The organism is Protofrankia symbiont of Coriaria ruscifolia (genome assembly GCF_900634745.1).
Classification (GTDB): domain Bacteria; phylum Actinomycetota; class Actinomycetes; order Frankiales; family Frankiaceae; genus Protofrankia; species Protofrankia californiensis.
Window position 1 is genome coordinate 1 of record NZ_CAAAFR010000156.1, and the last position, 11,108, is coordinate 11,108.

General features: G+C 66.8%; 11 protein-coding genes and 2 pseudogenes. 8 read left to right on the plus strand and 5 right to left on the minus strand.

All coding sequences use genetic code 11. The features are described 5' to 3' along the window. The first annotated feature begins 123 nt into the window (after positions 1 to 123). The 8 genes and pseudogenes from CV1CTNOD_RS27920 (at position 124) to CV1CTNOD_RS17265 (ending at position 6,732) form a co-directional block, all read left to right on the plus strand. Positions 124 to 1,000, plus strand: a pseudogene (locus CV1CTNOD_RS27920) (isocitrate lyase/phosphoenolpyruvate mutase family protein). Positions 1,001 to 1,005: 5 nt separating this feature from the next. After that, positions 1,006 to 1,500, plus strand: a complete 495-nt coding sequence (locus tag CV1CTNOD_RS24900; RefSeq protein WP_242606772.1) for a thiamine pyrophosphate-binding protein — start codon at positions 1,006 to 1,008, stop codon at positions 1,498 to 1,500. Further along, complete coding sequence (locus CV1CTNOD_RS17245) at positions 1,497 to 2,081, plus strand: thiamine pyrophosphate-dependent enzyme (RefSeq protein ID WP_131787076.1); 585 nt, start codon at positions 1,497 to 1,499, stop codon at positions 2,079 to 2,081. The genes CV1CTNOD_RS24900 and CV1CTNOD_RS17245 overlap by 4 nt, the downstream gene beginning before the upstream one ends. Beyond that, positions 2,078 to 3,445 carry a hypothetical protein gene (locus CV1CTNOD_RS24905; RefSeq protein WP_165485584.1) on the plus strand — a complete coding sequence of 456 codons (1,368 nt, stop codon included), beginning with the start codon at positions 2,078 to 2,080 and terminating at the stop codon, positions 3,443 to 3,445. The genes CV1CTNOD_RS17245 and CV1CTNOD_RS24905 overlap by 4 nt, the downstream gene beginning before the upstream one ends. 4 nt (positions 3,446 to 3,449) lie before the next feature. Next, complete coding sequence (locus tag CV1CTNOD_RS17250; protein WP_165485585.1) at positions 3,450 to 4,538, plus strand: iron-containing alcohol dehydrogenase; 1,089 nt, start codon at positions 3,450 to 3,452, stop codon at positions 4,536 to 4,538. A 33-nt stretch (positions 4,539 to 4,571) separates the two neighbouring features. Further along, positions 4,572 to 5,246, plus strand: coding sequence for a class I SAM-dependent methyltransferase (locus tag CV1CTNOD_RS17255; protein ID WP_131787078.1), 675 nt, complete (start codon positions 4,572 to 4,574; stop codon positions 5,244 to 5,246). After that, a complete protein-coding gene (locus CV1CTNOD_RS17260) occupies positions 5,236 to 6,048 on the plus strand; it encodes a class I SAM-dependent methyltransferase (RefSeq protein ID WP_131787079.1) in 813 nt (270 codons plus the stop codon). The genes CV1CTNOD_RS17255 and CV1CTNOD_RS17260 overlap by 11 nt, the downstream gene beginning before the upstream one ends. 426 nt (positions 6,049 to 6,474) lie before the next feature. Next, positions 6,475 to 6,732, plus strand: a complete 258-nt coding sequence (locus CV1CTNOD_RS17265; protein WP_242606773.1) for a hypothetical protein — start codon at positions 6,475 to 6,477, stop codon at positions 6,730 to 6,732. A 313-nt stretch (positions 6,733 to 7,045) separates the two neighbouring features. On the opposite strand, the gene CV1CTNOD_RS17270 is transcribed toward CV1CTNOD_RS17265, so the two are convergent. The 5 genes and pseudogenes from CV1CTNOD_RS17270 to CV1CTNOD_RS26865 all read right to left on the minus strand — a co-directional run. Continuing rightward, complete coding sequence (locus tag CV1CTNOD_RS17270) at positions 7,046 to 7,243, minus strand: hypothetical protein (RefSeq protein ID WP_131787080.1); 198 nt, start codon at positions 7,241 to 7,243, stop codon at positions 7,046 to 7,048. Between the two features lie 443 nt (positions 7,244 to 7,686). Then, entirely contained in the window at positions 7,687 to 8,787 is a 1,101-nt protein-coding gene (locus tag CV1CTNOD_RS17275) for an ABC transporter ATP-binding protein (protein ID WP_131787081.1), read from the minus strand. Continuing rightward, positions 8,784 to 10,058, minus strand: coding sequence for an extracellular solute-binding protein (locus tag CV1CTNOD_RS17280; RefSeq protein WP_131787082.1), 1,275 nt, complete (start codon positions 10,056 to 10,058; stop codon positions 8,784 to 8,786). Before CV1CTNOD_RS17280 ends, CV1CTNOD_RS17275 begins: the two co-directional genes overlap by 4 nt. A gap of 19 nt (positions 10,059 to 10,077) precedes the next feature. After that, on the minus strand, positions 10,078 to 10,917 hold the full coding sequence (locus tag CV1CTNOD_RS17285; protein WP_131787083.1) for a carbohydrate ABC transporter permease: 840 nt from the start codon (positions 10,915 to 10,917) through the stop codon (positions 10,078 to 10,080). Then, a pseudogene (locus tag CV1CTNOD_RS26865) lies at positions 10,914 to 11,108 on the minus strand (carbohydrate ABC transporter permease); the annotation flags it as partial. The gene CV1CTNOD_RS17285 and the pseudogene CV1CTNOD_RS26865, both read right to left, overlap by 4 nt.

Consider the following 11,108-nt stretch of genomic DNA (forward strand, 5'->3'; position numbering starts at 1 on the left):
CTCGCCGGTGGGCGCACGGGTTCTGTCTAACTGTGACGACATGTCGCCTGGTCTTCGCGGGGGTGTCGTGAGCATCGCTGTCCTGGCTAGGTCGTTGCGCCGAGTCCGTTTGGAGATTCCAACATGACGAATTCACCTGCGTTGTCACTGCCTGAGACAGCCGACTGGTTCCCGACCGATGGTGCTGTGCGTATCGGGCTGGGTGTGTATGACGGCCTGTCCGCGCGTCTGGCTGAGAAGGCGGACATCGACTTCGTCTGGTTGAGCAGTTTCTGTGTGTCCGCCTCGCTGGGCCGTCCCGATTCCGGGGTACTGGATGCCTCCGAGATGGCCACTGTGGTGCGGACCGTGGCGACAACGACGCGTCACCCGGTGGTTGTGGACATGGATTCCGGATATGGAGGCCCGCGCAAGGTGAAGCTGGGAGCGCAGCTGATCTCCCGGTCCGGCGCGAGCGCGGTGTGCATCGAGGACAACCCGCTGGACAAGCGATCAAGCCTGTACCCTGGTAAGCGGGTCCTGGCCAGCGTGGAAGAACACGAAAAGCGCCTCCGTGCCGCGCTGCGGGCTGGCGCCCGACTGTCTCTTGATCGCCCGAACCGAAGCTTTGGTAGCCGAGCTCGGCGTGGCCGAGGCCTTGAACCGCGCGAACCGCTATGTGGACGCTGGCGCGGACGCGGTGTTTGTGCAGGCCACGAAACCCGACGGGGGCAGGGAACTTCTGGAGTTCGCCCAGAGATGGGGTCGGCGCACGCCGGTGTTCATCGCACCAACCTGCTATCCAGCGCTCGGTGTCGAGCACTACACCAGGGCCGGTATCACACACTGGATCTTCGCGAACCAGCTCCTCCGTACCTCGTACCGGGCGATGGACGATGTAGCTCGACAGATCGAGAAAGCCAAGACCGGTCCCGCTCCGCAACTGGAGGATCAGATCGCCTCGGTGCAGGAGACCGCGATTGCCCTGGGTGCCTACGAGGACGAGGAGCTCGAGGACTGATGGCCGTGTCCCAGCAGACTACCGGCGCGGTCCTGGTCGAGGAGCTCATCAAGCACCGATGGGACTATTTCAGCGGGGTGCCGTGCTCGCTGCTCAAAGGCGCGTTCGCCCGCCTGGAAGCCCTCGGCGCCGACCAGGCTGCCTACTATCTGCCCGCACCCCGGGAAGAGGTCGCCGTGGCCGCGACGGCGGGAGCGTATCTGGCGGGCCGCAATCCGGTTGTACTCATGCAGAACTCCGGCCTGGGGTACTGCCTGAACACCTTGACCTCGCTGCTGCTGATCTACCGCATACCGGTGGTTTTGGTCATAAGCTGGCGGGGGCACGGTCCCGACGCGGTCGAGCACGTCATCATCGGTGAGGCTATCGAGCGCCTACTTGACGATATCGGTGTGCCGCACCGGGTCCTGGACGATGTTCCGGCTGCGGTGCGCTGGTCCACCTCGACGGCATCGTCGAGCCGGAGGCCGGTCGCACTCCTGGTGCAGGAGGCGATATGAGCTCCGCAGCTCCCACCAAGGTCCTGGCCGACCTGGTCTCCGCCGTGCCCGACGCGCTGTTCGTATCGACCTGCGGCTATCTCAGCCGAGACCTGCAACAGGTTGGGGACAGACCCAACTTCTTCTATCTCGTCGGATCAATGGGTGCGGCGCTGCCGCTAGGGCTCGCGCTGGCCGGCTGCACACCCGAGACACAGGTCGTGGTGATCGACGGGGACGGCTCGTTCCTGATGGGCCTCAACTGCCTGCCGCTGGTTGGGGCCCTGGCCCCGCACAACCTGGTGCACGTGGTGCTCGACAACGGGATGCACGAAAGCACCGGCGGTCAGCGCACCGTGGCGACCGGGCGCTCAGGTATCCGGATATGCCAGGCCATGCGCGCCGCCGGGTACGTACGAGCGCTGCGCGCCACCCACGTGACCGACACCGTGGCAGCGGCCTTGCATCGGCCGGGCCCGACCGGAATCCACATTCCCGTCGCACCCCGCATCAGCGTGGCCCCACGGATTATCACCGACCCCGACGAACTGGTTCGCCGAACCCGCAAGCTGCTGACCCACCAGCCAGGGAGGCAACGATGAAGGACGCGACCTATCTCCAACTGGTCGGAGCGCGCATCCTGTCCGAGGCCAACGACCTCAAACGCGACTCCCACGCACTGGCGACCGAGCTGCGTCTCGACCACGCCACGATCGACCAAGTGATCGCCGGGCGCGCCACGCCCGAGATCGTCGACGAGGTCATCTGCAGGATGGGCGAGGTCTATCCCATCGACGAAACAGACCTGCGCATCCTTCCCGACGACTGTGACTCCGGGATCAAGATCATGCGTGCGGAGGAATCCCGTGCCACAAGCCGGGTCTTCCGGCGGCCCGACAGGAACGGAAACCTGGAGCCATACTACGAGTACCGCGACACCGCGTTCTCACGTCTGTCACCATTCCGTCCGGAATGGATCCGCGAACTGCGCGTGGTCTCCGACTGCAACCCCGATAACCCGGATGTCGCGTTCAACCACGGGCACTTCCTGCACCAATACAGCATGTACGTGGGACCGGTGAACCACTACTGGGAGGTGGACGGCCAACGCTACGCCATCGAGATGACCACCGGAGACTCCAGCTACACCACCCCGTTCCGGCCACACACGTTCACCAGCCGCTCGGCCACCGAACGGGCCCTCATCCTCGCGGTGACCTTCGGCGGGAACGTGCGCCGCGCCCAGCGTGAGCTCTACGCGCTCGGCACTCGCGCCGAGCACTATCTGCTCGACCAGGCCACCACGACCGCAGCCACCAAGAGCCTGGTACGCCAATACCTGCACGATGCCGCCCTCACCGTCGAACGACTCGACACCGAGCTACGGCATGCCGGGGCCACGCTGACCGCCCGCGATGCCGTCGAGGGCGACCGCCCCCTTGACGCGCACGACCTCGATCACCTTGCGGCTACGCTCGGGGTCAGCGTCCGTGATCTCCACGTTCCCGTCTTCGACGACAGCGAGGAGGTCATCGTCGAACACACCGGCGTCGACGACGGATACCCCTATCCTGCGTCCACCGATCACCGCTACACCATCCGGCCGATGATCCGCACGGCGAAGATGCCGGCCATGCGGGGCTTCACCGCCCGCGTCACCACCCCCGACACCGACCTGACCGGTGGGTTCACCAGCAGTCTGCATAGCTGGATCTACAACTACGGCAACCACGCCGCCCGGCTGTGCTGGTCGGACGGCACCGGTGAACGCCAGACCGTGGTCGAGCCCGACGACTCCCTCTACATCCAGCCCTTTGTTACCCATGCGTTTTCCCGGGCCGACAGCGAACCCGCCGACCTCTGCGTCGTCCGGGTCGCTGGGCACGTCAGCGGCGACACCCAGCGCGAACTGTCACACTTTCCCTCGATCAGCCGGGTCGTGCGCGAAGACCGCCGGTGGTTCTGACGCCATGGACACTCTCAGCCTCACGGTTCCCTGGAACCCCGTCCGGGTGCAGGTACGCCACGATGCTCTTGAGCTCGCGGTCGACCACGCTTGCCGCCCTGCCGTGGTGGTCACTGGCCCACGTCTGCGGGGACAAGCACCGACCGGTGCCACGCACCTGACCGTCGCCTCGGCACGGTGGACTGCGGTACGGACGTTGGCCGCCGAGCTCCGCCGCCTGAATCCACGCTCGGTCATCGCGGTGGGCGGTGGCTCGGTGATGGACGCCACCAAGGTGGCATGTGCCCTGGCAGACTCATCCGAGACACATGCCGGCGACCTCGATGGTCTCGTCGCCGGCCAGGTGCCGCTTCGCCGCACGAGCGAGCTGTGGGCCATTCCCACGACCGCCGGCACGGGCAGCGAAGTCACCAAATGGTCCTCGATCTGGACCGAGGACGGCCGGAAAGTCAGCGTCGAAGCCCCCGCGCTTTACCCTGACAGCGCCGTAATCGATTCCGCTCTGACCGCATCGATGAGCCCCCGGCTCACTGCAGCAACCGGGCTGGACGCCACCGCACATGCCATCGAAAGCATCTGGAGCAACAACCACCGTCCCGAGACCGACCAGCACGCCAGCTACGCGTTGACGCTCATCGCAGCACATCTGCCCTACGCGGTCTCCGCACCCGATCGCCGGCACCGCGCGGGCATGAGCGCTGCGGCGTTGCATGCCGGTCTGGCGCTGAGCTGGTGCCGCTCCACCGCACCGCACGCGTTGAGCTACCCCATCACCGGCATCCTCGGTATCGAGCACGGCCTCGCGGTCGCCCTCATGCTCCTGGCGGTGCTGGAGCCCACCGAGCGGATCGCTCCCGACCGGGTCGCCCTCGCGGCGCACTCGCTTGGTGTCACCGGCGCGGACGGGGTTGCCGCGTTCATCCGTGATGTCTTCCGCCGCGCCGGACTCGGCACACACCTGCGCGATTTCGCCGTCACCAGGGAATTCCTCGACGTGCTCGCCGGGACCTCGATCACCCAGCCCCACTACGCCAACCACCCCGAAGGGCTTACCAGAGACGACATCCGTCACGCTCTGGAAAGAATCCTATGAGGACAGACGATCAACCACTGTGGAGGTGCTGACATGCGCGACGTCGACAAGCTGATCGACGAGCAACAACGATTCTACTCGGCCAAAGCGGAAGAATACGTCTCCTGGATCCGCGACTACATGGATCCCGTACGCCCGTATATCGACAAACTCGTGCGCGCCAGCCCATTGGCTGGGTCCATTCTGGAGCTCGCGCCCGGCACCGGGTACTGGACCGAAACTCTCAGCGGACTCGCCCACGACGTTACCGTAGTCGACGGCTCCCACGAAATGCTCGACATCGTCGCCCGCCGCAACCTGCCCAACGTCACCCCTGTGCAGGCCGACCTGTTCACCTGGCAACCGGACCGGAAATGGGACTTCGTGTTCTTCGTGCACTGGCTCGCACACGTACCTGCCGCAAAGCTCCCCGGGTTTTGGGACATGCTCGACCATGCCCTCAAACCCGGCGGGAAAGTCATCTTCGTCGACGTCACCGATGAAGAGAAAGCCATCGAAACCGGAGTCGGTGAAGAATCCTCTGTCCCCATCGTCACCCGCAGTCTCAACGATGGCCGGAAATTCACCGTGATCAAAAACTACTGGGATCCCAACGAGCTGCTCTTCGTGCTCGCCACCTGGGGCTGGAGTGGCACCGCCACCCCCGTGGGCAAAGACGAAGGCCGCGGATTCGTCTACTACACCGTGGAGCGCACCAATGATCACTGACCTGGCCAGCTACGACCCCGAGCGCACCTACACCACAGCAGCCCACGACTACGACGCCGCACTCGAACAATTCTGGGTCTTCTGCGCCCGCAACACCATCGAACGCCTCCTGCTCCAACCCGGCGACCGTGTCCTCGACGTCGCCTGCGGCCCCGGACCGGCCGCCCTCCGTGCCGCCGAGCGTGTACGACCTGACGGGCGGGTCGAAGGCGTGGACATCTCCGAGGAGATGCTGACCATCGCCCGCCGTCACGCCCACGAACGCGGTCTGGACAACGTCACCTTCACCCGCGGCGACATGGACTCCCTGCCCTACGACACCGAATCCTTCGACGCGGTCACCATGGTCCTCGGGCTCTTCTTCGCCAAAGACATCGTCGGCACCCTCAGGGGCCTGTGGAGGCTCGTCCGGCCCGGCGGGACGCTGGCCATCACCACCCTGGGCCCGAAATTCTTCTACCCCATGTTCGACGTCTTCCTCGACGCCGTCCGCGCCGAACGCCCCGACCTCGAACTGTCCATCCCCTGGCAGCGCACCGAAGACCCGGACACCCTGCGCACCATGCTGCTCGACGCTGGCGTCCCCAACCCGGCTGTCACCGATGAACTCACCCCTATGGCCCTACCCGATCCGCAAGCCTGGTGGCGTATCGTCCGCGGCACCGGAATCCGCCGCATCGAAATGGAATTCGACAACGACACCTCGGCCCGCATCCGCCGCGCCAACGAGCAGTGGATCGCCGACCACGAGTTGACCAGCCTCGTTCTCGGCGTCAACTACGCCACCGCCACCAAAAAATAGCAGCGGAGACTCAGGCTCGCGAGCGAGATGTGAACCATGGCTCCCATCCTCGACGACTCTTGGGAGTAGGACCGGGGCGCGGTGCCGGGATTGCTCCTGGTCCGTTTCCCCGGTCCTCTCGCCGGACCCGCCGTGCCGTAGGGTAGGCCACCAGCGAGGTGCCAGCTGAGCTGGCCCTTTTCCGGCGGCCCCCTCCGAGTCGGGTGGGCCGCCGGCGAGGTGCCCGCATTATGTGGGTCCTTTTCCATCGGCCTCGCCGAACCCGCCTGTGGGGTGCCAGAAGTGGGCCATCGGCGTTGACCTGGGCTTTTAGGCGGCTCGTTCGTATTCGTTGAGGAGGCCGCCGAGGATGGAACGGCCCGCGCGATCCGCGTCAACCACACCTACGGCCGCGGCGGGGCCGTCGCCTACCTGGCCGCCTGGGACGTGCACCGTGCCCGGGTCTTCGGCCGCTGCGCACCGACCACCGGGATCGTCCCGTTCATGAGGCTGGTCGCCCAGGTCATGGCCCGGGAGCCCTACGCCAGCGCGAAACGGACCTTCTGGGTCGTCGACAACGGCTCCTCCCACCGCGGCAAAGCCGCGATCACACGGCTGACCACGGCGTTCCCCCACGCGGTCATGGTCCACACCCCCGTGCACGCCTCCTGGTTGAACCAGGTGGTGCGACACGATGTCGTATGAGAATAGTGGCACGCATCGAAGGATGATCGACTGATGTCGGTGATGTGATGTCCGGTCCAGTGCGTGGGGACCGTCCCTGCCTCGGCGTGCGTCGCGGGTAACCACGGGGTGCGAAGCCCGGGGTGAATGGCCCAAGGGCTGCCGTTCCATCCGGTGGTAACAGGCTGGAGAAGGCCGGACGGGTGAATCGTGTGAACCCTCGTTGACGCCTCGTCATTAGCACTCTCGTAGGTGGGATGTTTCAGCGGGAGACAGGGGCCGGCCGTTGTAAGGCGGCGGGTGCCGCCCGACGAGACGGTCCCACAGGGCCTGTTCACTGACCCCGCACGAGTCCAGCGCCGCGGCCAGGACCCGGCGGGTCCCGCACACCACCAGCGTGACCACCCGCGCCTGCGGGAACCGGGCCCCCCGACGGCGTCGCGAACCGCTCACCGACCGCGCCCGTGGCGGCCAGCACCACCTCCCGCAACGGCCCCGACAACCCGGAGGAGGACATGACAAACTGGGGCACCGAAGCTCCTGGTTTCGACGTGCGGTCTCAGCAACCCGCGTCCTACCAGGAGCTTCGCCACATCCAGCGCATTCCGGATGCAGCCGGCGCGTCGACCAGCCGACACCCGCGCGCAACCCGCGCCAGGACAGGCCGAACCCACGCAAAAATCGTTACCGGATCGACACCAGGCCGCGCGACATCAGGACAAATCAACCCGAATCATCCTCTTCTTTAGGCCGAACTTACGGATGGTGATCATGGATGTAGCGGCCTGACAGGGAAAACGCCTCAGGGAGCGCAAATTTCGCGTCCGCTAACGGCCTGCTACGCTAAGTAGAGATCGGCCGGTTCGTGGTCACGCCCCGTCGAAGTCGAGGGCCTGTAGACACGAACTTTCAGGATATCCCCGTAAAACCGCAGGTCACAGCCCCTTTCCGCAACAAAGATCATATAAGTCCGGTTTAGGGCAGTGTTTCCTGAGAAGGTGTGAGATTTGGCTGTAGGAGCTGGCGGACGGTGCCGATGGTGCGGCCTTCGCTACCGGTGAAGACGAGCACGTCGGTCGGCCGGCAGCCGAGGGTGACCGTGTCTCCGGCGTGCACCGCGGTGTTGTTGGAGCAGCGCAGCGTGAATCGGTTGTCTGTGCGCTGGAGGTGGACGATCCGGGAGTCTCCGGTTGACTCCACCAGGGTGACGGTGGCTTCGGTGGTCAGGGGCGCGTCGGTGGTCAGCTGGAGGTTCTCCGGGCGGATGCCGAGGGTGAGCCGGTCGTGGCTGGTTGGGGCGAAGTGGCCGAAGGGGGTGTGGTAGCCGTCGGTGCCGCGGGTCGCGGGGAACAGGTTCATCGCGGGGGTGCCGAGGAAGGTGGCGACGAATTGGGTGGCGGGGTGGTGGTAGAGCTCGTCGGGGGTGCCGAGTTGTTCGATGCGCCCGTCGCGCAGGACCGCGATCCGGTCGGCCATCGCCATCGCGTCGAGCTGGTCGTGGGTGACGTGCAGGGTGGTGGATCCGGCCGCGCGCAGGACCTCGCTGATTTCCACGCGCAGGGCCTGCCGGAGCTGGGCGTCCAGTCCGGACATGGGTTCGTCGAGAAGGACGATGCCGGCCTGGCGGGCCAGCACCCGCGCGAGGGCCACGCGCTGGCGCTGGCCGCCGGACATCTGCCGGGGTTGCCGGTGGAGCAGTTCGGTGATCTCCAGCCGGGCGGCGACGTCGCGGGCTCGCGCGTCGGCTTCGGCGGCGGGGAGTTTGAGCCCGTGCCGCAGCCCGAGGGTGATGTTGCGCAGGGCGGACAGGTGCGGGTAGAGCGCGAAGTGCTGGAAGACGATCGCGACGTCGCGCCGGTGGGCGGGCAGGCCGTGCTGGTCGGCGCCGTTGATGCGGACCTGCCCGGCATCGGGGTGTTCCAGTCCGGCGATCACCCGTAGCAGGGTGGATTTGCCGGAGCCGGAGGGGCCGAGCACGACCAGGCTTTCCCCGTCGGCGACGTCGAGGTCGATGTCGTCGAGGGCGCGGACGTTGTCGAAGTTCTTGCGCAGCGCGGAGATTTCGATGGTGCTCACTTGACGACCGCGTTGATCTGCCGGATGACGGTGGGCAACACCTGGTCGACGGGTTGGCCGTTGGTCAGCTGCACCACCATGTCGCCGAGGATCTTGTTCACCTTCGGGGTGGCGTCGCCGTGCCAGCCACCCCACGGGGTCGGCGTCCCGGTGTAGGTCCAGGAGTAGCCCAGCTGGGTTGTGGCCTCGGGGGCGGCGGTGAGCTCGGCGGCGGCCTGCTTGTCGACGGGGATGTAGCTGAACGTCCTGAGGCTGGCGGCGATCACGGTCGGGTCGAGCATCGCGCTGATCATCTCGTTGGCGAACGCGGCCTTGCAAGCGTCGTGGGACAGCACGAGCCAGCCGTTGCCGCCCGCGGGCAGGGAGGCGTGGCCGCCGTCGGGGATGGGGAAGTCGGTGACGGTCCAGCCGAACCTGTCGCCGACCTGCGTGCGCATCGAGGCCGCGAAGGCCGGTGATGTCACCAGATAGGCCAGGTCTCCCTTGGCGAACTGGGCCGTCGCGTCCTGGGCCGAGATCGGGGCCGCCAGCTGTTGCGCGCCGAGCTCGGAGTAGAGGGACAGGGCACGCCGACCGGTGTCGGTGTCGAAGCCGGCCGTGCCGTCCGGGTTGACAAAGGTGGCTCCCGCGCTCTGGATGTAGGCCTGCACGACCCAGTCGGCGATGGCGTCCCGAGGCAGCGCGACCGGGGCGGTGCCGGTGGCCTGCTTGACCTTTCGCGCATCGGCGAGCAGTTCCGACGAGGTCGCCGGAGCTTTCGTGATGCCGGCCTTGGTGGCAAGGTCGGTGTTGGTGAACAGCACCGGGGCCGATACCTGGAACGGCACCACATAGGGCTTGCCGTCCACCTCGCCGATCTTGAGGAACCGCCGGTCGTAGGTCGGCTTCAATGCCGCCGTGTTGATCGGCTGGGGCTGGTACCGGTCTACCCAGAACCGCACCTGCCCGAGCCCGACCATGACGACGTCGGTTTCCTTGCCGGCGGCCAGGTCGGCGACGACCTGCTGGGTCAGCTGGTCGTAGCCCAGGCCGGAGGATTCGTTCAGCTGCACGGTCAGCCCGGGGTGTTCGGCTTCCAGGGCCTTCTTGGCCGCGGCGGCCGCTTCCTTACCCTGCTGGGCGAAGGTTGTGGTGATGGTGACGCCGCGCGGGTCGCAGTCGGCGACGTTGGCCGCGGTGGCGACGGGTGCCGCCCCCGAGCCGTTGCCGCAGGCGGTGGCGAGCAGGACGGCCGCGGCGAGCGGGGCGAGCAGGTAGCGGGTGCGGGACACGGGTTCTCCTTGACAGGGATCAGCCGGGGAGCTCGCCGCCAGCGATCCCCGCGACGAATCGGCGTTGGGCGAGCAGGAACAGCAGCACGATTGGGGCGGTGATGATCAGGGCCCCGGCCGCAAGGGCGCCGTAGTCGATACCGGTGTCGGCTTGCTGGAACGTGGCCAGCGCCAGCGGCGGGGTCCGCAGCGCCCGGTCGCGGGCGACCAGCAGCGGCCAGAGATAGTCGTTCCAGTGCACGAAGATCGAGAAGATCGCGAAGGTGGCGATCGCGGGTGTGCTCATCGGCACCACGACCCGCCACAGCGTGGCCAGTACCCCGAGCCCGTCGGTTCGGGCGGCTTCGAGCAGGCTGTCCGGGATGGTCACCATGTACTGGCGGAGCAGAAAGATACCCAACGCGCTGGTGGTGAACGGCAGGACCAGCGCGGCCCAGGTGTTGCCCAGCCCGACCGAGCCGATGCCGAGGTAGAGCGGGATAGCCTTGGCCTGCGTCGGCACGAGCAGGCAGGCCAGCACCAGGCCGTAGAGGGCGTTGCGGCCCGGGAACTTGAGTTTGGCGAAGGCGTAGGCAGCGGGCACGCAGGTCGTCAGCTGACAGGCGAGGATGGTCACGGTAACGAGCGCGCCGTTGAACATTGCGGTACCCAGGTCGGCCTCGGCCCAGGCGCGGCCGAAGTTGCCGAGCGTGAACTCCCGGGGAACCAGGGAGATCCCGGTGAAGAACACGGCGTCCGAGCCGGCAACCGCGGTGCGCAGCATCCAGTAGAACGGAAACACCGCGATGGTCGCGGTGGTGAGCACGAGGCCCACCCGCACGGCGCGCCACAGCGCGCCGGCGCTCAGCATCCGGTTCATCGCCGGTCCCCCAGGATCGAGCGGCGGCGCAGCACGCCGATGGTGATGAGCACGGCCAGCAACAGCACCGACAGGGCCGCGGCCTTGCCGAGTTCGAAGTAGGTGAACCCGAGCCGCCAGGTCATGGTCAGCGCGGTCTCGGTGGCGCCGAGCGGGCCGCCGCCGGTCATCACGTTGATCGTGTCGAAGAC

Bases quoted from the DNA above. Each gene is read 5' to 3' on its own strand.
- CV1CTNOD_RS17245 (WP_131787076.1), top strand. From the start codon at position 1,497: ATGAGCTCCGCAGCTCCCACCAAGGTCCTGGCCGACCTGGTCTCCGCC.
- CV1CTNOD_RS24905 (WP_165485584.1), top strand. From the start codon at position 2,078: ATGAAGGACGCGACCTATCTCCAACTGGTCGGAGCGCGCATCCTGTCC.
- CV1CTNOD_RS17250 (WP_165485585.1), top strand. From the start codon at position 3,450: ATGGACACTCTCAGCCTCACGGTTCCCTGGAACCCCGTCCGGGTGCAG.
- CV1CTNOD_RS17255 (WP_131787078.1), top strand. From the start codon at position 4,572: ATGCGCGACGTCGACAAGCTGATCGACGAGCAACAACGATTCTACTCG.
- CV1CTNOD_RS17260 (WP_131787079.1), top strand. From the start codon at position 5,236: ATGATCACTGACCTGGCCAGCTACGACCCCGAGCGCACCTACACCACA.
- CV1CTNOD_RS17285 (WP_131787083.1), bottom strand. From the start codon at position 10,917: ATGAACCGGATGCTGAGCGCCGGCGCGCTGTGGCGCGCCGTGCGGGTG.